Origin of the sequence: Arcobacter sp. 15-2 (genome assembly GCF_047159865.1) — a bacterium.
In the GTDB taxonomy this organism is placed as follows: domain Bacteria; phylum Campylobacterota; class Campylobacteria; order Campylobacterales; family Arcobacteraceae; genus JAIOSF01.
Genome location: NZ_AP038804.1, coordinates 519,484 through 544,772, shown reverse-complemented (window position 1 = coordinate 544,772; position 25,289 = coordinate 519,484). Strand labels below are relative to the sequence as shown.

General features: G+C 27.7%; 27 protein-coding genes and 1 tRNA gene. 26 read left to right on the top strand and 2 right to left on the bottom strand.

Annotated elements, in window-relative coordinates; genetic code table 11:
• Positions 1-16 precede the first annotated feature (16 nt).
• Genes ACMCMH_RS02880 through ACMCMH_RS02860 form a run of 5 tightly spaced genes read left to right on the top strand, consistent with a single transcriptional unit; the run spans position 17 to position 3,689 of the window.
• Positions 17-1,318: a DEAD/DEAH box helicase gene (locus tag ACMCMH_RS02880; RefSeq protein ID WP_412726907.1), complete on the top strand. Its 1,302-nt coding sequence runs from the start codon at positions 17-19 to the stop codon at positions 1,316-1,318.
• Positions 1,319-1,320: 2 nt separating this feature from the next.
• Positions 1,321-1,776 carry a hypothetical protein gene (locus ACMCMH_RS02875; protein ID WP_412726905.1) on the top strand — a complete coding sequence of 152 codons (456 nt, stop codon included), beginning with the start codon at positions 1,321-1,323 and terminating at the stop codon, positions 1,774-1,776.
• A complete protein-coding gene (locus ACMCMH_RS02870; RefSeq protein ID WP_412726903.1) occupies positions 1,776-2,033 on the top strand; it encodes a hypothetical protein in 258 nt (85 codons plus the stop codon). The genes ACMCMH_RS02875 and ACMCMH_RS02870 overlap by 1 nt, the downstream gene beginning before the upstream one ends.
• Positions 2,033-2,665, top strand: coding sequence for a response regulator transcription factor (locus tag ACMCMH_RS02865; RefSeq protein WP_412726901.1), 633 nt, complete (start codon positions 2,033-2,035; stop codon positions 2,663-2,665). Before ACMCMH_RS02870 ends, ACMCMH_RS02865 begins: the two co-directional genes overlap by 1 nt.
• Positions 2,652-3,689: a sensor histidine kinase gene (locus tag ACMCMH_RS02860; protein ID WP_412726899.1), complete on the top strand. Its 1,038-nt coding sequence runs from the start codon at positions 2,652-2,654 to the stop codon at positions 3,687-3,689. Before ACMCMH_RS02865 ends, ACMCMH_RS02860 begins: the two co-directional genes overlap by 14 nt.
• 10 nt (positions 3,690-3,699) lie before the next feature.
• On the opposite strand, the gene ACMCMH_RS02855 is transcribed toward ACMCMH_RS02860, so the two are convergent.
• Positions 3,700-3,924: a hypothetical protein gene (locus tag ACMCMH_RS02855; protein WP_412726897.1), complete on the bottom strand. Its 225-nt coding sequence runs from the start codon at positions 3,922-3,924 to the stop codon at positions 3,700-3,702.
• A gap of 167 nt (positions 3,925-4,091) precedes the next feature.
• Between ACMCMH_RS02855 and pyrH the strand changes: the two genes are divergently transcribed.
• The 11 genes from pyrH (at position 4,092) to ACMCMH_RS02800 (ending at position 15,867) form a co-directional block, all read left to right on the top strand.
• On the top strand, positions 4,092-4,799 hold the full coding sequence (gene pyrH / locus ACMCMH_RS02850) for a UMP kinase (protein ID WP_412726895.1): 708 nt from the start codon (positions 4,092-4,094) through the stop codon (positions 4,797-4,799).
• Positions 4,800-4,814: 15 nt separating this feature from the next.
• A complete protein-coding gene (locus tag ACMCMH_RS02845) occupies positions 4,815-5,024 on the top strand; it encodes a DNA-directed RNA polymerase subunit omega (RefSeq protein WP_412726893.1) in 210 nt (69 codons plus the stop codon).
• The gene (locus tag ACMCMH_RS02840; protein WP_412726891.1) at positions 5,011-7,170 is read left to right on the top strand and encodes a RelA/SpoT family protein; all 2,160 of its coding nucleotides are present in this window, start codon (positions 5,011-5,013) and stop codon (positions 7,168-7,170) included. The genes ACMCMH_RS02845 and ACMCMH_RS02840 overlap by 14 nt, the downstream gene beginning before the upstream one ends.
• A gap of 7 nt (positions 7,171-7,177) precedes the next feature.
• Positions 7,178-8,386 carry a tyrosine--tRNA ligase gene (tyrS, locus tag ACMCMH_RS02835; RefSeq protein WP_412726889.1) on the top strand — a complete coding sequence of 403 codons (1,209 nt, stop codon included), beginning with the start codon at positions 7,178-7,180 and terminating at the stop codon, positions 8,384-8,386.
• A 15-nt stretch (positions 8,387-8,401) separates the two neighbouring features.
• On the top strand, positions 8,402-9,484 hold the full coding sequence (locus ACMCMH_RS02830; RefSeq protein WP_412726887.1) for a nitronate monooxygenase: 1,083 nt from the start codon (positions 8,402-8,404) through the stop codon (positions 9,482-9,484).
• A gap of 2 nt (positions 9,485-9,486) precedes the next feature.
• Positions 9,487-10,905 (top strand): N-acetylmuramoyl-L-alanine amidase family protein, encoded by a 1,419-nt coding sequence (locus ACMCMH_RS02825; protein ID WP_412726885.1) that lies wholly within the window; start codon positions 9,487-9,489, stop codon positions 10,903-10,905.
• 68 nt (positions 10,906-10,973) lie between these two features.
• Entirely contained in the window at positions 10,974-11,510 is a 537-nt protein-coding gene (locus ACMCMH_RS02820) for a 50S ribosomal protein L25/general stress protein Ctc (protein WP_412726883.1), read from the top strand.
• Positions 11,511-11,526: 16 nt separating this feature from the next.
• On the top strand, positions 11,527-12,087 hold the full coding sequence (pth, locus tag ACMCMH_RS02815; protein WP_412726881.1) for an aminoacyl-tRNA hydrolase: 561 nt from the start codon (positions 11,527-11,529) through the stop codon (positions 12,085-12,087).
• Positions 12,084-13,148 carry an LptF/LptG family permease gene (locus ACMCMH_RS02810; RefSeq protein ID WP_412726879.1) on the top strand — a complete coding sequence of 355 codons (1,065 nt, stop codon included), beginning with the start codon at positions 12,084-12,086 and terminating at the stop codon, positions 13,146-13,148. Before pth ends, ACMCMH_RS02810 begins: the two co-directional genes overlap by 4 nt.
• A gap of 19 nt (positions 13,149-13,167) precedes the next feature.
• Positions 13,168-13,599: an NUDIX domain-containing protein gene (locus ACMCMH_RS02805; RefSeq protein ID WP_412726877.1), complete on the top strand. Its 432-nt coding sequence runs from the start codon at positions 13,168-13,170 to the stop codon at positions 13,597-13,599.
• A gap of 24 nt (positions 13,600-13,623) precedes the next feature.
• Positions 13,624-15,867: a CHASE2 domain-containing protein gene (locus ACMCMH_RS02800; protein WP_412726875.1), complete on the top strand. Its 2,244-nt coding sequence runs from the start codon at positions 13,624-13,626 to the stop codon at positions 15,865-15,867.
• A 5-nt stretch (positions 15,868-15,872) separates the two neighbouring features.
• Here ACMCMH_RS02800 and ACMCMH_RS02795 read toward each other — a convergent pair whose 3' ends face one another.
• On the bottom strand, positions 15,873-16,343 hold the full coding sequence (locus ACMCMH_RS02795; protein WP_412726873.1) for a hypothetical protein: 471 nt from the start codon (positions 16,341-16,343) through the stop codon (positions 15,873-15,875).
• Between the two features lie 75 nt (positions 16,344-16,418).
• Here ACMCMH_RS02795 and ACMCMH_RS02790 point away from each other — a divergent pair, with 75 nt between their 5' ends.
• From ACMCMH_RS02790 to ACMCMH_RS02745, 10 genes are all read left to right on the top strand, one after another.
• Positions 16,419-16,802: a hypothetical protein gene (locus ACMCMH_RS02790; protein WP_412726871.1), complete on the top strand. Its 384-nt coding sequence runs from the start codon at positions 16,419-16,421 to the stop codon at positions 16,800-16,802.
• Positions 16,795-17,718, top strand: a complete 924-nt coding sequence (locus tag ACMCMH_RS02785; RefSeq protein ID WP_412726869.1) for a VWA domain-containing protein — start codon at positions 16,795-16,797, stop codon at positions 17,716-17,718. Before ACMCMH_RS02790 ends, ACMCMH_RS02785 begins: the two co-directional genes overlap by 8 nt.
• 1 nt (position 17,719) lies before the next feature.
• Positions 17,720-19,525: a tetratricopeptide repeat protein gene (locus tag ACMCMH_RS02780; RefSeq protein ID WP_412726867.1), complete on the top strand. Its 1,806-nt coding sequence runs from the start codon at positions 17,720-17,722 to the stop codon at positions 19,523-19,525.
• A complete protein-coding gene (locus ACMCMH_RS02775; protein ID WP_412726865.1) occupies positions 19,506-20,996 on the top strand; it encodes a BatD family protein in 1,491 nt (496 codons plus the stop codon). Before ACMCMH_RS02780 ends, ACMCMH_RS02775 begins: the two co-directional genes overlap by 20 nt.
• Positions 20,997-21,214: 218 nt before the next feature.
• Positions 21,215-21,556: a DUF1566 domain-containing protein gene (locus ACMCMH_RS02770; RefSeq protein ID WP_412726863.1), complete on the top strand. Its 342-nt coding sequence runs from the start codon at positions 21,215-21,217 to the stop codon at positions 21,554-21,556.
• Positions 21,556-21,981 carry a DUF1566 domain-containing protein gene (locus ACMCMH_RS02765; protein WP_412726861.1) on the top strand — a complete coding sequence of 142 codons (426 nt, stop codon included), beginning with the start codon at positions 21,556-21,558 and terminating at the stop codon, positions 21,979-21,981. The genes ACMCMH_RS02770 and ACMCMH_RS02765 overlap by 1 nt, the downstream gene beginning before the upstream one ends.
• Positions 21,978-22,730, top strand: coding sequence for a hypothetical protein (locus ACMCMH_RS02760; protein ID WP_412726859.1), 753 nt, complete (start codon positions 21,978-21,980; stop codon positions 22,728-22,730). The genes ACMCMH_RS02765 and ACMCMH_RS02760 overlap by 4 nt, the downstream gene beginning before the upstream one ends.
• Positions 22,727-23,437 carry a hypothetical protein gene (locus ACMCMH_RS02755; RefSeq protein WP_412726857.1) on the top strand — a complete coding sequence of 237 codons (711 nt, stop codon included), beginning with the start codon at positions 22,727-22,729 and terminating at the stop codon, positions 23,435-23,437. The genes ACMCMH_RS02760 and ACMCMH_RS02755 overlap by 4 nt, the downstream gene beginning before the upstream one ends.
• A gap of 4 nt (positions 23,438-23,441) precedes the next feature.
• Complete coding sequence (locus ACMCMH_RS02750; RefSeq protein WP_412726855.1) at positions 23,442-24,623, top strand: MFS transporter; 1,182 nt, start codon at positions 23,442-23,444, stop codon at positions 24,621-24,623.
• Between the two features lie 154 nt (positions 24,624-24,777).
• Positions 24,778-24,865 (top strand) — tRNA-Leu (locus ACMCMH_RS02745).
• The last annotated feature ends 424 nt before the right edge of the window (positions 24,866-25,289 follow it).

Here is a 25,289-nt window from a genome sequence, read left to right as displayed (position 1 = left end):
AATAAAAAGAGAAATAATGACATTTAGACAATTAGGATTATGTCCCCAAATCGCAAAAGCATGTGAAGATAGAGGATATAAAGCTCCTACTAAAATACAAGAGGAAGCGATTGTACATCTATTACGAAAAAGAGATCTTTTAGCAATCGCTAAAACAGGAACAGGGAAAACAGCTGCTTTTGTTTTACCAATTTTGCAAGATATCGAAAACCAAAAAAAAGAAGCTAAAAGTGATAGTAGAGTCTTAACTAAGCTTATTATTGCACCTACAAGAGAGCTTGTATTGCAACTTGAAAAAAGTATTGAATCATATGCAAAATATTTGGATATCAAAATCTGTAGTGTATATGGTGGAGCTAACATTAAAACACAAATCAGAAAGTTAGATGAAAAAGTAAATATAGTGATTGCAACTACAGGTAGACTTATGGATCTGATTAAACAAGATAAAATCAATGTTACAAAAATAGATACACTTATTTTAGATGAAGCAGATAGTATGCTTGATATGGGATTTGTTGCAGATATTCAAGATATTTTATCTTCTCTAACACTTGTTGAGCAGATTATTTTATGTTCAGCTACATTAGGTCCAAATGTAAAAAAACTTTCAGCTCAAATTATGCAAAATCCAAAAGTGATTGAGATCAAAGCAAATGACAGAGTAAATGATAAGATTGAACAAATAGCTTACCCTGTAACTCTTGATAAAAAACTAGAGATGCTTTCCTTTTTAATTGGTTCAAAAAATATGAAACAAGTATTGGTATTTTGTAAAACAAAAGCGAGTGCTGAAGAGATTGTTTCAAACTTAAAACTTGATGGTTTAAAAGCTGCTTCTATTCACGGAGATAAAACTCATGGTGCTAGAACAAAAGCAATCACTCAATTCAAAGAGGGGCAAATTAGAGTACTCGTTGCAACTGATGTTGCTGCTCGTGGTCTTGACATAGTTGATTTGTATTATGTGATAAACTTTGATTTACCTTTTATGCCTATTGATTATGTTCATAGGATTGGACGAACTGCAAGAGCGGGGAAAAATGGTATTGCAATCTCTTTATTAGATGAGTATGATGTTGCAACTATTCGTGATGTGGAAAAGTATGTAGGACAAAAAATTCCTAAACTTGATTTAGAAGGTTTTGAAGTTGGTACAAGAATAAAAATGATTGCTACTAAAAAAATTGTTGAAACAAAAGATGATATTAAAAGAAAAAAAGTTGGTGGAGCTTTTGGAAATAAGAAAAAGAAAAAAGAGCAAAAGAGTACCGCAAAACAAAGAGGAAAAAGAATTATAGGACAAAAAAGTAAGTAAAGATGTTTGGGAAAAGAATAAAACTATTTAAAGTGCAAAAAATATCTTATTTGCTGTTATGTTTTGTTGTTTTTTCAGGATGTGTTCATTCACCAAGTAAAAACATTGTACAAAACAAAATCGAAATACAAAAACAAAAAATTATAAAAAATGACAAAGAATGTCAACAATACTATAAAAAAATGGAATATGCATTTTTATATGTGCAAAGTGAATTTGACAAAGGATATTTTGCTTCACAAGATATTATAGGTGCTAAAGCACAACTATTTTTGATTGAGAATAATTCTCCTAGTATATTTTCTCAAAACATAAATCAAGCAGAAAAAGAATATATTTTACAGTATCAAATGGCAAAAAAAATGAATTGTAATCTTCAAAGTTTTCTGCTTACCCCTTTGTCAAAAATAAAAAGTAGAGTAGCAAAATTTGATAATAGTACTCAAAAGAAAAAATGATGAGAATCTTTATTTCTAAATTTTTATTCCTGATGACTTTTTTTCTAATCACATTAGATGCAGCAGAATTGAAAGTTGATACATTGTTAGAAAAAGTGCATCATGCTAAAACAAAAAAAGAAAAAAAATTTTATCTTGATCAATTGAAAAAAGAATTAGCCAATCTCAATAAAAAAGAAAGAGAAGAATCTGATGCCATAATTGAAGCAAAAAAAAAGGTTCCATCAAAACTTTTTCAAAGAATCGAATCTAAATAATGAAAATATTACTTCTAGAAGATGATACTATCTTAGCACAAACAATGATACAAATCTTAGAAGAAGAGAATTATATTGTTACTTTAGTAGAAACTGGAGAAGAAGTTTTGGAATACACTTATGAAAATAGATATGACCTATATTTATTTGATGTAAATGTACCTTTATTAAATGGTATGGATACTTTAAAACTCTTAAGAGAGTCTGCTGATCAAACGCCCACATTTTTTATTACATCTTTACTAGATACTAGTTCTATCCTTGAAGGGTTTGATTGTGGTTGTGATGATTACATCAAGAAACCATTTGATCTAGATGAACTTCTAGCTCGAATAAAAGCTATACTCAAAAGAAAGAATCCAACAATAGAGTATGATGATATAGTATTTGACCTATTTGAAAATCGTATTACAAAATCAGAAAAGGAGGTGTCCTTAGGTGTTGTCGAAAAAGAGATATTTTCACTACTTATTAAAAATATGAATACAACAGTGGATAAATCATCTTTTTTTGATTGCATGAATAAACCTAGCGATACTGCACTAAGAGCTGTAATAAGTAAATTAAAAAGAAGTTTAAATTTAAATATTTCAAATACAAAAGGTGTAGGATATAAACTTGAGAAACTATGAAAAAAGATCTTTTTTTACAACATTAGTTTTATTTTTTATACCTTTATTTCTTCTTTCGAGTGTTGTTCTATATATGTATCATCAAGAAGAGATTGAGGAGATGGAAAAAAATATTCTTTATGAAATGAAAGATTATTCTTATGATTTTAAAGGAGATGACTTTTCTCTTGATATTGTAGAAGAAAATAAATTTAAACAAGTATTCACAATTTATCACGATAATGGAGGACTTTATGCCTATTTTGAAATCCCTTCTAAGGGTCCATATCTCTTAAAAATTATTTTTGATGAAAAAAAATATCAAAAACTATATAAACAAATGTTGAAAAAAATTTTTGAAGTAGGTATTATTATTTTCTTTTTAATACTTCTTATATCTATTGGGTTTTCTTTTTATTCATTGCGTCCAATGAAACAAGCTTTATATCTTTTAGAAGATTTTTTAAAAGATTTGATTCATGATTTGAATACTCCTGCAACTTCAATTTTACTCAATGCAAGGCTTTTGAGAAAAAAAGGTGATTTTGAAGAGATAAATCGAATAGAGCTTTCAGCAAAAAGTATTGCATCATTATATAAAAATCTAGAATTGATAAACCCTATCTCTTTAGAAAAAAATGAAACAGTAGATTTAGAAAAATTAACTGAACAAAAAATTGTTATTTTACAAAAAATGTATCCTACTATAGTGTTTAAGAAAAAGGCTTTTTCTAAAGTGATCAAAAGTAATAAAAATGCGTTAGATCGTATTTTGGATAACTTATTAACAAATGCTTGTAAATACAATAAAAAAAATGGTTATGTCTCCATTGAACTGATTGATAATAAAATAATAATTGAAGATAATGGTATAGGGATAAAAAATACTCAAAAAGTGTTTCACAGATACTATAAAGAAAATGATAATGGGATGGGTATTGGACTAAATATTGTACAGCAACTATGTGATATTTTAAATATTACAATTAAGATTAGAAGTACCTTAGGGATAGGTACTTCTATAGAACTAAGTTTTAGTGAATAAAAATAACTTGTTATCTTACAAGTTTTTGGTCAATTAATGTTTGGGCTTCTATAACATCTAATCTATTGAGTTTTTCAACTTTTTGATTAAGTTTAATCATTAAGTCTTGTTTAGCTTCAACTGCTTCTGTTTTATTGATCTTCTCAATCAAAGTATCAATCTCTTTTAAATCTGCTGCAAATAAACTTGTTGCTCCAAGAATTGCTAAGATTACTATATTTTTTTTAATGTTCATGTTTTTTCCTTTGTTTTGATGTATGGAAGTATATCAATGAAGTGTGAGTTAAGTGTAAGTTCAAAAAAACTTGACTAATGAGAGTAGAAGAATCATTTTTGCTTAAACAAATCATAATTTAAATTTAGCTAAAATCGCATAATAAATAATGCTTAAAAGGGGTTGCCATGAACAAAAGAGTTCTTGTAAAGTTTTCAGGTGAAGCGTTGGCTGGTGAAAATGGGTATGGGATTGACACTAAAATTTTAGAATATATTGCTCATGAAATTAAAGAATTAGTTGATAATAATGTTGAAGTTGGAATCGTAATTGGTGGTGGAAATATTGTTCGTGGTGTTACAGCTGCTGCTGATGGAGTGATTAAAAGAACAAGTGGTGACTATATGGGTATGTTAGCAACTGTTGTAAATGGTATAGCGATGCAAGAAGCTTTAGAACATATTGGTGTAAGTGCGCGTTTACAGACTGCTATTAAAATGGAACAAATTGCAGAACCATATATAGTAAGAAGAGCAAAAAGACATCTTGAAAAAGGGAGAGTTGTTATTTTTAGTGCAGGTACAGGAAATCCATTTTTTACAACAGATACTGCGGCAACATTAAGAGCAAGTGAAGTGGAAGCAACTATTTTAATTAAAGCAACAAAAGTTGATGGTGTTTATGATAAAGATCCTGCAAAATTTGAAGATGCTGTAAAATTAGACACAATTAGTTATGATGAAGCTTTAAAAGATCATATTAAAGTTATGGATGATACAGCAATTGCATTAGCAAAAGATAATGGATTGCCTATTGTTGTAGCAAATATGAATAAAAAAGGTAATTTACTAAATATAATAAATGGTGATTACAGCCAGTGTTCTGTAGTAAAGTAAAAGAGGAGAATTTAAATGAGATTAGAAGAGATATTAGCACAGGCATTAGAAAAAGTAAACAACGACAGATATGTTTTAAGTGTAGCAGTAGGTCAAAGAGCAGATGAGTTAAGCAAAGGTGCTAAACCATTATTAGATAGTGAACAAACTAAAAACATGAAATATACAGATATTGCAATAAAAGAGATAGCATCTGGTATACTAGTGATTGATGGTGTTGAATAAATTTTTACAAGATGTTAAATCTATCAAAACCATTAATGGTGCGATAGATTTTTTAAAATCAAATTTTGATTTTACCAAAAGTGTTGAAAAAGCACTTGACTATTCAATCAATTCCCACAAAACACAATTTCGTAAAAGTGGTGAACCTTATGTAGTTCATCCTATTTTAGTTGCTACAGTAACTGCTTATTATAGTAATGATGAACATATGGTTATCTCTGCTTTATTACACGATGTGGTAGAGGATACTGAAACAACTATTGAAGAGATTGAAGAAGAGTTTGGCTTTGATGTTGCATGTATCGTTGATGGGTTAACTAAAATTGTAGAGATACGAGAACATGAACTTTCCCATACAAATGATGATAAGAAACTACTATCGTCAGCTTTAACTTTTAGAAAAATGCTTATTGCATCCATCAAAGATGTGCGAATAATGGTAGTCAAATTATGTGATAGAATCCATAATATGCTCACTTTAGATGCTTTGCGTCCTGAAAAACAAAAAAAAATATCAGAAGAAACACTAGTTGTATATGCACCTATTGCACATAGATTAGGTATATCAACTATTAAAAATTTGTTGGAAGATCTTTCATTTTCATTTTTATTTCCAACAGAATATCAAAAAATAGATACTCATATCAAAGCATTTCAACAAAAAATACAATTGAATTTAAATGATTTTTTATCAAATACAAAAATATTACTTGAAAAAAATGGTTACTCTGATGGAGATATTAAAATATACAGTAGAGTAAAACACTATTATTCAATTTATTTAAAAATGCAAAGAAAAGGTGTTAGTATCGATGAGGTACTTGATTTATATGCAATAAGAATTATTGTAAATGAACCACTTGATTGTTATAATGTATTAGGAATTATTCATATAAATTATCAACCATTAGTTGCACGGTTTAAAGATTATATTTCAGTACCAAAAGAAAATGGCTATCAAACAGTACATACAACAGTATTTTCAAACTCTAAAATTTATGAAGTTCAAATAAGAACATTTAATATGCATGAGATAGCAGAATTTGGTGTAGCCGCTCACTGGAAGTATAAAAATGGTGGGAATAATGCTAAAGGTCCTAACTTGGATTGGTTACACTCTTTAGCATCAAATGAAGAAAATGTTGAAGAGTTTTATAGTGATGCAAAACAAGATTTATATAGTGAAGATATAGTTGTATACTCACCAAAAGGTGAAATATTTACACTTCCAAGAGGTGCTACAGCATATGATTTTGCATATAATATTCACACAGATGTTGGAAATAAGGCTGTTGAAGCTAATATAAATAAAATTAAAAAACCATTATTAACACAATTAAAAAGTGGAGATATTGTATCTATTAAAACAGGGGAACATGTTATTCCTAGATGTACTTGGCAAGATATGGTACAAACAACAAAAGCTATTAAATCAATTAAAGCACTTTGTCATAGTAGACTTAATAATATTGATAAGTTAACAAGTCATAATATTATTAATACTATTTTCTCAAGATATAAAAATAGTATTTTAGATGAAACAGAAGAATTAAGCTTAACAAATTTATCTAAGATAGTATATAATCTTGAACATTTACGCCAAGTTAAAAAAACTTTGCTAGACTATGTACGAAAAAAAGATGGTTTGATTGCTCGATTTAAAATAAAAACATTAAATCTTAAAAGAATACAGTTTGATAATGTTTTGGTATATTCAAATTTTAGTATAAATTCAGTATCATTTGACCATTGTTGTCATCCAAAATTTGGTGATGATATAGTTGCATTAAAAGAATCAAAAGATGTAGTTGTTCATCACAAAATGTGTGAAACTGCGTATAAAAAAATTAAACAACAACAACAAATGCTTTATTGTGATTGGGTGAAAGATAAATTTTATAAGTATAAGATGGTTGCAAGTATTCCTAGCGTTAGAGGTGAGATGGCAAAATTATTAACACATCTTTCCGTTGACCATGAAGCAACTATTTTATTTATAGAGTATGGGAAAGATAAATATTCCTCAACGCAATATTGTAGTATAGATTTTGAAATAAAAAACGATAATAAACAAGAAGTAAGAGCATTAATAGAGCAAAAAGTTAAAATAGTAGAATTTTATATGAATATAGATGCCTACAAATAGGAAAATTATGGAAACAAAGATAAAAGAAGCAATAGCTGAAATCCAAAGAGGAACAGCTGAAATTATAGATGACACTAGACTAGAAAAACTAATAAGAAATTATTTTGAGAACAATGAAATATTTTATGTAAAAGCTGGATTTGATCCTACTGCACCTGATTTACATTTAGGTCATACTGTACTGTTACAAAAACTTGCGCTTTTTCAAAAATATGGTGCAAGAGTACAGTTTTTAATAGGTGACTTTACAGCTATGATTGGTGATCCTTCTGGTAAAAATGCTATGAGAAAACCTTTGTCAAAAGAAGATGTTTTAAAAAATATAGAAAGTTATACAACACAAGCATTTAAAATTTTGGATAAAGAGAAAACTGATGTAGTTTATAATGATGATTGGCTTCAAAAATTAGGATCATCAGGGATTATACAATTAGCTTCAAATTTAACTGTTGCTAGAATGCTTGAAAGAGATGATTTTTCAAAAAGATATGCTTCAAATACGCCAATTGCAGTGAGTGAATTTATATATCCTTTATTACAAGGATATGATAGTGTTCATTTACAATCTGATATTGAGATTGGTGGTACAGATCAGAAGTTTAATCTTCTTATGGGAAGACAGTTGCAAAAAGTTTATAATCTAAAAAAACAACAAGTTGTATTAATGATGCCAATTTTAGAGGGCTTAGATGGTGTTCAAAAGATGTCTAAATCTTTGGGTAACTATATTGGTGTAACAGATGAACCTAATGATATGTTTGGTAAAGTTTTAAGTATTTCAGATGAACTTATGTGGCGATATTTTGAACTTCTCTCTTCAAAAACTCTTAAAGAGATTGAAGAGATGAAAGAGGGTGTTGAGAATAAAACACTTCATCCAAAAAAAGTTAAAGAACTACTTGCTATTGAAATTGTTGATCGATATCATGGTTTGGGTGCTGGAAGTAATGCAGCAGAAGAGTTCACCAAAATATTTGCTAAAAAAGATATACCAACAGAGTTAGATGAATATATTTTAGAAAACGGTACTGGTATTTTACAAGCTATGGTTGACTGTAATTTAGTTCCAACTACATCTCAAGCGCGAAGAGATATGAAAGGTGGAGCGGTTAAAATTGACCAAGAAAAAATTGAAGATGATAAATACTGTTTTGAAGCAGGAGAGTTTATTTTACAAAAAGGTAAAAAAAACTTCGTAAAAGTAATAGTAAAATAAACTGAGGTATATGAGATGAAAATAGGTAAATACGAGATTGAAAAACCAATTATTCAAGGTGGTATGGGTGTAGGAATTAGTTGGGATCAATTGGCAGGAAGCGTATCAAAAGAGGGTGGACTTGGAGTTATATCTTCAGTTGGAACAGGTTATTACAAAAACAAAAGTGAAAATGTTACTGTAGTAATGAAAAAAGACAAACCAAAAGATGCACTGAATTTTTACTCAAGAGAATCATTCTTTGAAATTGTTGAAAATGCAAGAAAAATTTGTGGAGATGCACCTCTAGCTTGTAATATTTTATATGCTTGTAACGATTATGGAAGAATGGTAAAAGATGCTTGTGAAGCAGGTATCAATATTATTATTACAGGAGCTGGATTACCAACAAATATGCCTGAATTTACAAAAGATTATCCAGATGTTGCATTGATTCCTATCGTTTCAAGTGCAAGAGCTTTAAAACTTATTTGTAAAAAATGGAAAAAATACAATAGGGTTCCAGATGCAATTATTGTTGAGGGTCCATTAAGTGGTGGACATCAAGGTTTCAAATATGATGACTGTTTTAAGGAAGAATCACAATTAGAAAATATTGTTCCCCCTGTTCTTGAAGAGGCTAAAAATTGGGGAGAAGATATTCCAATTATTGCAGCTGGTGGTATATGGGATAAAAATGATATTGATAAATTTATTGCTATGGGTTGTACTGGTGTACAAATGGCTACTAGATTTATTGCAACTTATGAGTGTGATGCTGGTGATATATTCAAAGATGTATTGTTAAATGCAAAAGAAGAAGATATAAAACTAGGAAAGTCACCTGTTGGATTACCAGCAAGAAGAATTGTAACTAACTTACAATTTACAATAGAAAATAATACAGCTCCAAAAGTTCAATGTATCTCTAACTGTGTAGCTCCATGTAATAGAGGAGTAGAAGCAAAAGCGGTTGGATATTGTATTGCAGATAGGTTAGGTGCTGCATACCAAGGTGATTTAGAGACAGGACTATTTTTTACTGGTTCAAATGGATATAAAGTAAAAGAGATAATAAGCGTAAAAGAGTTAATGGATAAACTAACTAACGGCGAATAACTTTGAATAAGTTTTGCAAGACTTTTTTAGTTATTATATTATTATCGCAATCTTTATTTGCTGTAGGAAGTAAATATTATCAAGAGAAGTTTGATACTACAAAAAAACTTTATCTTGGTTCTATTATGTCTAACAATAAGGCAAAAGAGATTGAATATTTAAAAAAATTAATCCGTTATGGTGATAAATTAAATGTAAACACTTTAAAGTATAAAAGAGAACTAAACAGATTAGATGATACAGCTGTTATAAAAAATAGAACAACCCAATCAGTAATTAAATTTAAACCTAAAAAACAAGTTGTTCAAAAGAAAAAAGTACAAACAAGAAAAAAAACTCAAACTACGCAATCTTCAAATAGTAAAAAATACTCTATTACATCTGTGATACAAAAAGACAATTCGATAATTATTAATTTCAATAAAAATATTACTAGTTCTTATATAAAATTTAGTGAACATAAAAAAGGCAACTTTTATTATGATGAATTTCTATTTAAAGGCAATTTTAAAGATGCTTATCCAACTAAACTTTCGATGAGAGGTGTTTATAAAATAAGTGTTTACCAAAAAAAAGGTGATCTCTTATCTATTACTTTAAAAAATAAACAGAACCTTAAAACAATTTATATTATTAATAAACGACAAATTATTATAAAAGTATTGAATTTAGATAAAAAAACTGTATCAACATCAAATAAAAAGCAATATAAAACAAATAGAAATATTTTATATCCTGCTAAAAAAGTTATCGTTATAGACCCAGGTCATGGAGGTCGCGATGGTGGTGCTAGTTACAAAAGAAAAAGATTTGAAAAAAACATCACATTGAATATAAGTAAATACCTTAAAAAAGAGCTAGAAACTTTTGGTTTTAAAGTATATTTAACAAGAAAAAAAGATCGATATTTAAAATTATCATATAGAACAAAATATGCGAATAGTAAGCATGCTGACATTTTTATTTCAATTCATGCAAATGCTGCACGAAAAAGTCGTGCACATAAAGCACATGGCGTTGAGTCGTATTTTTTATCACCTGCTAGAAGTGCTAGAGCTAAAAGGGTAGCAGCACTAGAAAATAAAGGTGATATGACTGGAATGGGATGGAGTAGTAAAGATTCTTTATTAACAATTCTAAATCGAGCAAAAATTACAGCTGCAAATAAAATGGCAATAGATATACAAAAAAATATGTTATTTTCATTAAGACAAAAATACGGTAAAAAAAATATACGAGATGGAGGAGTGAGAGAAGGACCATTTTGGGTATTAGTTGGTGCTCAAATGCCATCTGTTTTAGTTGAAGTTGGTTATATATCTCATCCAAAAGAGGGATATAGAATCTCCACAAAAGCATACCAAAAATTAATAGCAAAAGGTATAGCAAAAGGTATAGAGAGTTATTTTATAAAAAACTAATGTTTAATTAACCATATTTTAATAAAATTTCACTATAATACGCCACTAAATTAAAACAAGGAAACACAATGTTACAAGGTATACTTAGAGATAGTATCGTAAAACAATCAACAAAACAACTAAGACGAGATGGTTATCTAATTGCTAACATTTATGGAAAAGGTTGCGAAAATATTAATGCAGCTTTTAAATTAAATGACTATATTAGATTTTTAAAAGCTAAAGAAACAGTAGCTTTTGATGTAGAAGTAGCAGGAACAACTTATAAAGTAGTAGTTCAAGAATACCAAAAACACCCAGTAACTTCAGCTTTAGTACATGTTGATTTAATGATTGCACAACCAGGTGTAAGAACAAATTATTATGTACCAGTTACAACAGAGGGAACACCAAAAGGTCTTAAAAATAAAGGTCTTTTATCTTACCACAGAAATAGAGTAGCTGTTAAGTGTACAATTGAGAATTTACCAGAAAAATTCCACTTTAATGTAACAGATTTAGATACAGGTGACAACTACCTTGTAAGAGATATCGAATTACCAGAAGGTGTTGAATGTTTCTTAGACCCAAGAGTACCAGTTGTTGGTGTAATTAAAGCTAAATAATAAAAGTTTTATACATATGAACTTAATCTCTGGACTTGGTAACCCAGGTGATAAATATAAAAAAACCAGACATAATATAGGATTTTTAGTTATCGATAAGATAACTAATAACCTATCATCTTCAAATATAAATAATTCTAACTTTCAAGCTGATATTCAAAAATATGCATCAAATTTGTATGTAAAACCTCAAACATTTATGAACCTTTCTGGTGAATCAATTCTTAGTATCGTAGATTATTATGATATTCCAAATGAAAATATTATAATAATACATGATGATTTAGATTTACCGTTTGGAGCAGTAAAGTTTAAAATAGGTGGTGGCCATGGTGGTCATAATGGTTTACGATCAATCGATAGCCATATAGGCAAAGATTACATTCGAATAAGAATAGGAATAGGAAAACCTGAAAATAAGGGTGATGTTGCAAACTATGTATTGTCAGATTTTACGAAAGAAGAATTTTTACAACTAGATGATATTATTGACCATGTTATTGACTCTATAGAAGCATTACAAAAAACTTCTATAGAAGAAGTAAAATCAACATTTACTATAAAAGCTAAAAATTGAAAATAATTACTAAATATTTATTGGCTAAGTATGTAAAATATTTTTTGATTATTTTACTCTCATTAGAGTTGTTTTTTGTTGGAATTGATTTTTTACAATATTTCTCAAGACTTCCTAATTCAGCCAACTTACAACTCTTATATATTATGTATAATGTTTTTTTTACACTTACGATAACCCTTCCTTTGTCTTTAGTATTTGGATGGATTGTTACATTAACTTTTTTGATAAAAGATAATGCTTTAGTGAGTTTTTATTCTTTAGGTGTATCAAAAAGAGAAATCTTATTACCTATTTTACTTATTACTACTTTCTTTACATTAGTTTTAATAGGATTACAAAGTACTCCTCTTGCTTATTCTTATGAACAAAAAGATAAAATTATAAAAAATAAATACTTTATTGATGAACAAAAAAATATATTTCTAAAATATAATGAATATTTTGTGTATTTTAAAAAGTTGTATCCTTTAGAGAAAAAAGCTGAAGATATTCATATTTTTAAGATACATAATCAAGATGTTGTAGAGATTATAGTTGGAAAAAAAGCATTTTATCAAAACAGTAAATGGTATGTTTTAGATACAAAAATTATAAAAAAACCAGAAAATATAAATTGGGTTGATTCGAAGTTAGATGTGAGTTACGAAAAATTTCTGTATACTTTAGAAGGATTTGAACCTCAAATTATTAGTAATGTTTATAAAGGGAAAGCACAATATTCTGTTATTGATGCTATTCGTACAATCTTATTACTTGATACTCAAGAATCTAATACAAATAAAATAAAAGCTATTTTATATTCACAAATAGTGACACCTTTTTTTGTTTTACCTTTAATAGTGATAATTTTAATTTTTACATCACCAAGTAGTAGATTTTTTAATTCAGCATTTTTTATTACTATATCTATATTTTCTACATTGACAGTTTGGGGAATTGTATTTCTGCTTCAAAAACTTGCTTTAGGGAGTGTTGTTTTAGCAGAAATAGCTATAATACTTCCTGTAGTTTTATTTTTTATATTAGCATATGTTTTATATTATAAAAAAATTATCTAATTTACTGTAAGGGAATAGAGTGGAAAAAATTTACGCTTTTGGAATCTGTCTTTATAAAAAAAGAAAAGATTGTATTGAAGTTTTGCTTTGCAAATCTGTAAATAGTAAAGAAAAATGGGGATTTTTAAAAGGTGTTGCATTAAAATATGAAACTCAAATAGAAACTGCCTTAAGAGAATTTTATGAAGAATCTAGCATTAAAATAGAAGCAAACTTATTAGAAAAATTTTTTATACAAAAAAATGAATTGAAAGATATTGGTGTTTTTTTAGTGAATTTTGATAATGTACATGGTATTAATAAATATTTCAAAGAAAATAAACTTTATAAAGAGTATCTTTCTGATGAAAATAGTGATGTAGAATTTTTCAATATTGATAAACTTCCTTTGATTAAAAGCAAACAAAAATATATGGTAAATGATATTGTAAATTACCTAGATTTCAAATAGACTTTTTATCTTGAAAGCGACCTTATGAATAAAAAATTTTTAAAATTTTTAAAATATTTACTTATAGTTCTGATTCTTTCAACTACATTAATACTTTCTTATTTATACATTCCTAAAACATTAGAATCATTTGACAACAGATTGCGTGACTATATGTTTGTTTTACGAGGTGAGGTACCTCATAGCAATAATATTGTTATTATAGATATTGATGATAAATCATTAGAAAAAGTAGGGCAATGGCCATGGAGTAGAAATAAACTCTCAGATATGCTTGTAAATTTAACAGAGTCTGGAGTAGGTCTTATTGCTTTTGATATTGTTTTTGCAGAAGAAGATAGAAGTAATCCTACAAAAATAATCGAAACATTGGGTATTAAAACAGATAAAGAGATACCTGATTATGATTATATTTTTGCTGCTACTGTTGCCCAGACACCAACAATTTTGGGGTATCAGTTTCAACTTTCAAAAGATGATTATATAACAAAAAAATCACCAGAAATTCCAGCAATCTTTATTGAAAAAAACAAAAATACAATGGAAAATGATAGAGTCATCAATGCTTATGGTTCTATTTTAAATATTCCAATTATTCAAGACAATGCATATTCAAGTGGTTTTTTTAATAATGTACCTGATGAATCAGGAATAGTACGAAGTGTTCCATTAATAATACGCTTTGATGAACAGCTATATCCATCTTTGGCACTTGAAGTAATCCGTACAATTAGCGATAATAAAAAAGTATTTATAAATTATGATAGTAATGGAGTGACTAATATCAATGTAGGTGATTATGTTATTCCAACAGATAGGTATGGAAGGGCAATTGTTAATTTTCGAGGTGGTTCAAAAACATTTCAATATATTTCTGCTTTGGATATTCTTAATAATAATTATGACCCCAAGGATATTGCTAATAAAATTGCGATTATTGGTACTAGTGCAGCAGGACTTTTAGATTTGCGAGCAACACCTTTTGAGTCAATCTATCCAGGAGTTGAAGTACATGCTAATATTATTGATAATATTTTAACAGAAGAATATCTTTCCAAACCATCTTGGGTTGATGGATTAAATATCTTTCATATTATGATATTAACTTTAATTGTAGTTATGTTGGTTGCTTATCTTCCAATTTTATACTCTTTATTTTCTATAGCCTTGATATTTGTATTTGATATGTATGGTATATTTTATATATTATTTGATGTAGGATTAATTTTAAATATATTTTTCCCTATCATGACTATTGTTATCTCTTCTATAGTTGCAATCACAATGAACTATTTTTTAGAGATACGACAAACAGGTGCTATAAAAGAAAAATTTGCTTCAAAAGTTTCAAAAGATGTAATGGAATCTTTATTAGAAAATCCAGATAATAACTCTTTTTCAGCTATGGATAAAGAGATAACAGTATTTTTTAGTGATGTTAGAGGTTTTACAAATATAAGTGAAGCGATGCCAAATGCGAAAGTATTAATTGAATTTTTAAATGAATATATGGACCCTATGACTGATATTATCATCAAAGAACATGGTACTGTGGATAAATTTATTGGAGATGCTATTATGGCATATTGGAATGCCCCAGGTGATGTTAAAGATCACGCTGATAGAGCATTAAAAGCAACCTTATTGCAACTGCATGCTACAAAAGTATTGAATACTAAACTACGATCTGACTTGCGATTTAAAGATGTAGTAAAAATGAGTGATGAAAAAAATATTCCTATTATTGATATTGGAATTGGCTTAAACACTGGAATGGCTACAGTAGGAGAAATGGGGTCTTCTCAAAGAAGTGATTATACTGTAATTGGTGACCCTATAAATCTTGGGGCTAGATTAGAGTCTTTGTGTAAATATTATGGTTCAAAATGTAATATTTCGGAATTTACTAAAGCACACCTTAAAGGTGATTATATATTTAGAGATTTAGATTTGGTTGTTGTTAAAGGAAAAAGTGAAGCTATTAAAATCTGGCAAGTGATTGATTTTGCAACTCCTTATAAAGAACAGACTCTTTTTTCTGTTAGTAAAGAGAAACTAGATGAGGAATTAACTTTATATCACAAAGCATTAAATATGTATCGTAAAGGGTTGTTTGAAGAAGCATTAATTATTTTTCAAAATTTAGATGAGAGTGAATTTAAAACAAATACTGAAATATATAAAATTTATTCTCAAAGATGTACACACTATATTAGTAACCCACCAAAAAATTTTGATGGAGTATTTGTACATACTACGAAAGGCTGAGTATATTATTCTTTTATAAAAGAAACAGAAGTATTGTTATCTTTTGTATCAATAAATGATAGTGTTACATTTCTCTTATCACTATTATCAAATGTCACAATTTTATATTCTCCCCAATGATTTCGAAAAGCTATATTTTTGTATATGGGGTCTTGTTTATTAATTGGTGTTGAGGAAATCTGTTTTTGACCATTCATAGTTACTGTGTATTTAGAAATATTATCATCTACAGCATAAATACCAACAAGAAAATGTTGTTTATTATCATCCCATTTTTTTGTATCGACTGAATTTAAGTAAGTGACATTAAAAATAGCATTTACTATACCTTCTTGAACCTCTTTTATCACTTTTGAATATTGCATATTTTGTGCATAAATAGGTTCTTTATCTAAAACTGAAGTTGCAGACTGGGAACAACCTAATAGCACCGAAGCTAAACCAAAAATTAAAATCTTATTTTTTATATTTTTCATAAGTAGGATTGTACACTAATTTTGATAATATATCACCAATAAAAATAATAATTTTGAAATAAAAAATGGTGACTAATGATAGAGATACATGATATAAAACCTATTGTAGAGATACCCGATGTAAGTATATATTTTTATTATAGTATTATTGTTTTACTTGTTACTCTTGGATCTATTGTTATATTTTTTATTTATAAATTTTTAAAACCAAAAAAAAGATCCGAAGAGTATAAATATTATGAAATTTTACGAAATATCGATTTTAAAAATACTAAAAAAGCAGCTTATGATATATCCAAATATGGTAGGTTATTAGCGAAAGATGAGAGACAAAAAAGACTTATTTTTGAGCTAGTAGACTTACTATCTATGTACAAATATAAAAAAGAAATAAAGTCTAAAATTTCAAATGAAATAGAAACAAAATTTCAAATTTTTATGGAGAGCATAGATGTTTAGCTTTTTTGAACTTATCAAATTTGAATACCCTTATATATTATTGCTTATTATAGTTTTTATTGTGTGCAATAAATATTGTAAAGCACAAGTAGAGTCATACTATATGCCACACTTAAATATTTTTACCAAATCCAAAAAAATGGGAACACAACTATCGTCCTTTTTAAAATGGATTGCAATTATCTGTGCAATTGTGGCTTTGAGTTCTCCTATACAAGAATTGAATATCATTAAAAATAAAAAAGATGGTATCGATATGGTGATCTCTTTAGATACAAGTGGTTCGATGAGACAGCGTGGATTTAATGAACAAAACCCAACTCAAAACAGATGGGAAGTTGTTCAAGAGATTGTTAATGATTTTATAACAAAAAGAGTAAATGACAACATTGGTATTGTAGTCTTTGGAACATCAGTGATGACAGCATCCCCTTTAAGCTATGATAAAAAAGCACAAGAAAGAATTATTAAAAATCTAAGTATTGGTATTGTTGGAGATCAAACAGCTTTGGTAAATAGTATCGCTACATCCATCAATATTTTAAAACAAAAACAAACAAAATCAAAAGTTATTATAGCTATAACAGATGGTGCAGATACAGCAAGTAATATACCTTTGTCTGTAGTGCTTAAAATGGCAAAGAAATATAATATTAAAATATATACCATTGCAATTGGGCGTTCAAATACTTATATGTTAGAGCAACTTTCAAGCAATGGTGGCGGTAAAACATTTGTTGCATATACAAAAGGTGATTTAGAATCTATTTACCAAACGATTGATGCATTAGAAAAAAGTGAAATTGAACAAAATAAGATTGTTGTAAAAGAGTACTATTTTTTTTATCCACTAATGCTTAGTTTTATATCTCTTTTATTTTTTGTCTATTTTAAAAATAAACAAGAGGGACACTAAGATGGAATTTTTATATCCAAATGTTTTCTATGGTATGCTAATCCCTTTAGTTTTGTTATTTATACTTTTAATAACATCAAAAAGTACAATAGAAAAATATTTTTCAAAAGAGATTTTAGAAAAATTAAAAGTAAATAAAAAGTGCATGAGTAAAAAAAATCGAAATATTATCTATTTCTTTGTACTCATTTTTTTCATTATATCACTTGCCCGTCCGGTTATGAATAAAAAAGAACATGAAGTCAAACAAAATCTTATACCAATAGTTATCGCTCTTGATGTTTCAAAATCAATGCTTGTAGAAGATATATATCCAAATAGAATAGAGATGGCAAAAAAGAAATTACAAAATATCATTGAAAAAAGTATGAATAGTACAATAGGAATAGTTCTTTTTGCAAAGGATTCGTTTATCTTATCTCCTGTTACAGAAGACTTTATCTCTTTAAAATATATTGTAGATAATATTGATACAAACTTAAACTTTGTAAATGGGTCAAATATATTTTCTATTTTGGAAGCTACAAAATACATGCTTGAAGATTTTAAAGTGAAAAATCTCGTTATATTAAGTGATGGTGGAAATGAAGATGACTATGAGGAGGAACTTTCATTTGCAAAAGAGAATGATATTGTTATTTATAGTATAGGAATTGCTACGCAAGAGGGTGCTCCAATTCCAAATAAGAATGGTTTTGTAACAGATTCAAACGGAAATATAGTTACTCTAAAATTGAATGAGTCGATAAAGAAGTTGAGTTTAAAAAGTGGTGGTGGATATATAGATTTTAGTTTAGATAATACAGATGTTACATCAATTATAAATAGAATCAATCAGCAAAGTAAAAAGGAGGAACTAAATGTTCAAAAAATCAAAACATACACGGAACTTTTTTATTATCCTTTAGCTCTTGCACTTTTTTTACTTTTATTAGCTTTAAGTTCTTTTCCTAAAGTTTTTATTAGAAAAAAAGAAAACAGATTACAAAGTGTTTTATTTGTATTTTTTATAGCATACCAAGTATCAAACCCTATGCAAACTTATGCATTTACTTTTAATTTTGAGAATATTGAAAAAGCAGAACAAGCATACAAAAATAAAGAGTACAGTAAAGCAAGCCAAAATTATAGAGAAGTAAATCCAAATAGTGAAGTGTTTTATAATCTAGGAAACTCTTTGTATAAAGAAAAAAAATATGATGATGCAATAAAAGCTTACAGTAAAGTAGTGACAGACAACAAAGGTCTAGAAGCGCAAAAACTATATAACATAGGAAATAGTTATGTACAAGTAAATAAGCTAGAAAAAGCTAAAGAGTTTTATGAAAAATCTTTAAAGATAAAAGAGGATAAAGATACTAAAGAGAATCTTGAATTAGTAAATAAAGAGCTTGAGAAACAAAAAAAGCAAGAAGAAAAACAAAACAATAAAAATAAAGAAGATAAGAACAAACAGCAAGATAACAATCAGCAAAAAAATAAAGATCAAGAAAATCAAAATCAAAATAAGCAACAACAAAAACAAGAAGATAAAACTAATAAAAAACAGAACAGCGAACAAAAACAATCTCAAGAACAAAATCAACAAGAGAATAAGCAAACTCAAGATAAAAAGAAACAAGAAGAGCAAAATAAAATCCAACAAAATCAAACACAACAACAATCTGCTGAACTTAAAAAAGATGAAATATCAGATATGGAAGAGAAAAAATGGATGAAAATGTTACAAAATCAAAAAACACCTATCTACATACAAAAAGTAAATACAAATAAAGAGAGTAAATATAATGAAAAACAACCTTGGTAAAATAATTCTTTGTTTTCTTTTCCCATATATTTTAAATGCGCAGGTACTTCTACAATCGCCCGATACTTTTTATGAAAATGATACGGTTACATTTACACTGATTGCACAAGGTGATCAAATAAAAATGCCTGAGATTAAAAAGGTTGATAACTTTATTGTTCAAAATGGTGGCACCTCTCAGCATACTACTATTGTAAATGGTACGAGAACATTTCAAATAGTACAAAAGTATATGATAGTTGCAAATAAAGATATCTCAATACCAGCTTTTAAAATTATAGTTGACAATCAAGTTTTAAAAACAAAACCAAAAATTATAAAAATGCTAAAAGTCGAAAAAACAAAATCAGATCTTTATGATTTAACAATTAGTACAAACAAAAGTGAAGTTTATGTAGGAGAATCTATTATATTTACTTTAAAATTTAAATATAAAAAAGATTTAGAGATAACAGGATTAGATTTTACTGAACCAAGTTTTGAAAATTTTTGGATAAAAAAACTGCCAACACAAAAAACACAAAAAAATACGAGTGACTACAATGAACAAGAGTTGCAGTATCTTTTATTTCCTCAAAAAGAAGGAGGTGTAACACTAGGTGCTTTAAAAATAGGAGTAAACACATTAAAAAAAGGGTTTGGTCGTTCTTTTTATCTCTCCACTCCTACTGATACAACTTCTGTATATTCAAATAAACTCAATATTAAAGTGAATCCATTACCAAAAAATATAACACTAATAGGTGACTTTACAATCAAATCTAGTATCGATAAAACAAAAATTGATCAAGGTGAAGCAGTTTCATATAAGCTTTTTATAGAAGGGAGAGGTAATATAGACGATTTAGATGAGGTGACACTTAATATACCAGAAGCAACAATTTACGATAATCCTGCAAAAAAAGAGTATAATTTACAAAATAATTCTTATGGTGGTGCTTATGAAAAAACATACTCTATTGTTGCACAAAAAGATTTTAATATACCAAGTATAGACTTACACTATTTTGATAAAAAGACACAAAGTATTAAAACTATAAAAACTAAAAGTTATGATATCGAAGTAACAAGTAACCCCAAAGTAGCAGTAAAACTTGAAGTACAAGAGCCATTAAAAATAGAAGAAAATAAGAGTATTCAAAGTGTAAAATTAAATATAGAAGAGAAAATATTTTATTTTTTAATTGGTTTAGTAGTAGGAAGTATTTTAATATCACTTCTCTTTTTGTATAAAAATAGAGCAAGAACTAAAGAGGAAAAACCTCTTATAAAGGTTATCAAGTCTTTAAAAACACCGAAAGAACTTTTTAAAGTATTACTTGTTTATATAAATATTGATGAAGAATTGGATAAAATCATTTTTAATCTAGAAAATATTTCTGATGAAGAGTATAAAAAAGAGAGAAAAAATATTATTAAATCGATAGATGAAATAATCGCAAAGGACAAGAAATCAAACATCCTATTATAATAGCATCTTTTATTCAAATATCACTTCTAGCCAACGCCTTCTCTTGGGGAGAGGTAGTTAAAATAGATCTGAGTAAAGAGGAAGTTCATAGTATTATAAAAAAGTATGTTGACCACAAATACCCTGACAAAGTATCTCAATATGAAAATAACTTAAAAAAAGAAAAAGCAGATAAACTTAACAAAATAAGTAATATTGTTTTTGTAAATAATAATCTTATGTGGCAAGATGCAATTGTTAATACCCAAAAAAAATTGAACCAATTGGAGTTGAAGTTTTACTGTAAAGATTTAGATTTGGTTCAACGAAAAGATTGGCGTGTGCCTACTTATTCTGAGATGCTTACTCTTGTGGATTATAAAAAAACAGATCCATCTGCTAATGCAAAACTAAAATATGTGACATCTTCAAAGTATTGGACATTAACAAAGGATATTCAACAAAAAGATTCAAATTGGTTTGTTGATTTTAACTATGGGGAAACAGGGATCTCCTCAGATTTAGAAAGATATCATATTCGATGTGTACGAGATATTTCTCACAAAGAAGGTACTTATTAATGAAAATTTTTATAAGTATATTTTTACTCTTTTGTGTAAGTAATGCTTCATCTTTACAATATGAAAAAACTAAAAACATTGTTATTGATACAAGAAAAAATATCATGTGGCAAGATAATACTGATGTAATAAATTTTTTAGAAACTTTTACAAGTGGAAAAGTTTATTGTGACATTTTAGTTTTAAATGGTTATATAGATTGGAGAAAACCAACAATAAAAGAGCTACAATCCATTGTAGATGTTCATCGAAAGAATAGTATAAATAAAAATTTTAAATATGTAGAAAAAAAGATTTACCTAACAAATACAACTTTTAAAAATGATGTAAATAAAGTTTGGGCAATAGATTTTAAAAATGGAAAAACACTTTTAGTGAAGAAAGATGAAAAAAACTTTCTTCGCTGTGTGAGAGATATAAAATGATAAAAATACTTTTAATTATGGTTCCTATCTATCTCTTTTCATTGAATAATCCTTATAAGAGTTTAAATTCTCATGAAAAATTGAATGTTATGGTAAATTATTTTGTAAATGATGCGATAAAAAAAGCGAAACCTGCGCTTCCTATAAAAAGAAAATTAAAAGATGATGGTGCAAGTTTAGATCCTGTAAAATATGAACTTTATTTTAGTTATATTCAAAGGTTAAAAGCTATTAAAGAGAGTAGAGCTGAAGAACAAAAAAATATTGATGTTGAATTTGCTGGAAAAATAGGCTTTTACAATGGAAAACTTAAAGCGTTAAAAGAATACTATCAAGAGAAAAAGAATATCTATCCTATTTTACAGACAAGTCTAAATAAGGCATTTAAAGTTGTATATGGTAAACCTATTTTTTCAGATGTTGTTTACGATAGTGAAATAAATCTTTTATCTGCAAAACTAAATACAATTGATTTATACGATGTAGATAAATATATACCACAAGAATTAGAATTGTATATTTATGAAGGGATTCGCAACAAGTTTTTGAAAGATTACAAAAAGAGTGATATTTATGTAAGGTTTGATTTTGATGGTCATACACTTTCTTATAAAGATGTATTGTTTTATTTTAATGAGTATGAATTAATAGGAAAATTTAAAAAAGAATCAACTGAAAAAATTAAACTTAGTATAAAGATAAATGATGATATATTTCGTCCAATCAAAATAGGGGAAACCAAAAAATGAAAAAAAATATTATAGCACTTGTTCTTTTAAGTTCACTAGGATTTGGAAGTGAATATTATGCTAAACTTAATCCTATCAATACATATACTGTAAAATCAGCAGTAAGCGGTAAAGTGATTTATGTTAATGATGAGATAAAATCAAATACAGCGAAGAAAAGTACAATTGTAAAAATCGATTCGCAAGTTGATATGATTGATCTCAAACAATCTCAATTAAAATTGAAAAATTTAAATGAAATACTAAAAATTCAAAAAGGTATTTTAAAGAGTTTTCAAAGAGTATCTTCAAAATCACAGTTTGATAAGGATAATCAAAAAATCACTATTTTAAATATTGCTTCTACAATCAGTGATCTTAAAACAAAAATAGCAACACTTCAAGATCAAATTGAGAAAAAAACTTTACATGAGGTAAAAAATTATATTTATGATATCGCTGTAGAAGTAGGTGACTATGTTACTCCGGGTGTTCTTTTGTATAATAGTATGGATTTATCTGCAGGAAAATTAGAAATTTTTATTCCAATTAGTGATATTGATACTATAAAAAGTAAAAAGATTTTCTTAGATGGAAAAGAAACAGATTTGACTATTTCAAAACTATATTCTGTAGCTGATTCTACACATATCTCTTCGTATAAGTGTGAAATTATAGTTCCTTCACCAACAAAATTTTCCAACTTAGTTAAAATAGAATTTAAATAGTATTTTGACATATAGAGAACTTTTAAAAACGCACAAAGTAGTGCGTCAACTTTCAGCTGTACAATTTATTGCATATTTTGGTGCTTGGTTTACAAATGTGGCTATCTATTCTATGCTGGTAAAATTTGGTGCTAGCCCTATACTTATAGCAACCGTAGCTGCTATGCATCTTATTCCTGGAATTGTTCTTTCCCCTTTTAATGGATCTATTGTAGATAGAATAGAAGTTAAAAAACTGATGATGATACTTTTAAGTGTAGAACTTTGTATGACACTGGGTTTTTTACTTATCAATTCACTTAATGATGTTTGGTTACTATTATTACTTCTTTTTATTCGAATGGGAAGTGCTTCTATGTTTTTTACAACAGAGATGTCTTTGTTACCAAAGTTATTAAAAGGTAAAGCATTAGTTAAGGCAAATGAGATACACTCAATTATTTGGTCATTTACTTTTACAGCAGGGATGGCGATTGGTGGAATTATTGTAAGTATATTTGGTGAAAAAATATCATTTTTAATCGATGGGGTATTTTTTTTGACAGCGTTAGTAATTTTAAGTCAAATCCATTTTAATGTACAAATGGAAACAGTTCATAAGAGTATCATAAATTCAATCAGAGATGGTGTATTATATATAAAAGAGAATAAACATTTATTACATTATATGTTACTGCATGCAAGTGTTGGACTGACTGCGTTTGATACCTTAGTAACTTTACTGGCAGATTATGAATATAAACTTATTTTAGCAGTTCCCTTAGCTATTGGGATTACCAATTCTGTCCGAGCCTTTGCTTTAATGATAGGACCACTATTAATCAGTAATTGGGTGACAAAAGAGAGACTATTGTATATTTTTATTATACAAGGTATCACTATTATTATCTGGGCATTTATACAAAATAATTTTTATTTAGGTCTAGTAGGGATGTTTTTAACAGGTATTGTTACTACAACAATTTGGTCGTATACTTATGCAATGTTACAAAATCAAGTAGAAGGTAAATATTTAGGACGAGTATTAGCTTATAATGAAATGGTATTTATGATAGCAAATGTTACAACAACTTTTTTTATAGGAATACTAGCTACATTTGTATCTTTAAATATTATTTCTATTTTATTAGGTGTTGTTTTTCTTTTTGTTGCTTATTATTATAATCGAGTATTTTTAAAAAATTAAATTTTTTTACATATTTTAAGTTATTTCTATAATTTTTTAGTTATACTTCGCTTCTAAAAAATGCAGCTGTGGTGGAACGGTAGACACGCGGGCTTGAGGGAACGAAAAGATAGTTTTTCAAAGAACCTTAAATAAAACTTATAATTGTTAAAATGCGAAGGTGGTGAAATTGGTAAACACAGCAGCTTGAGGGGCTGCCGCCCACACTGGGCTTGGGAGTTCGAGTCTCCTTCTTCGCACCAAATTCAGTTTTGAGCAGTCGTTTTTTTGATTTTAGTTTCCGTATTGACAACCTTTTGGTAACTACTTCGTCCCAATCTCGTCCCAATTTTTATAAAAAAACTTCAAAAAATAAATAAATCTTAAATTAAACTTATGAGTGTTCAGATATTGCCTTAGTTAAGGGCTTTGTAGCACATAAAATTGAGACCATATTGTTTTTTTAACTAAGTTTCCACATTGACAACTTTTTGGTAATTTTTTACATTGCAAAATGCAATATTTTTTAATTCAATTTTATTTTTTAGTTAAACTGCTAAAATGAAAAAATCTCTTTATAAATTAGAACAAATTAGTCAATCTTTAAATAGCCATCAGACCTATTATCAGTTCAATAAGATGGAAGACCATTTAACTGATAAATACCGCAAAGGTAGAATTAATGCT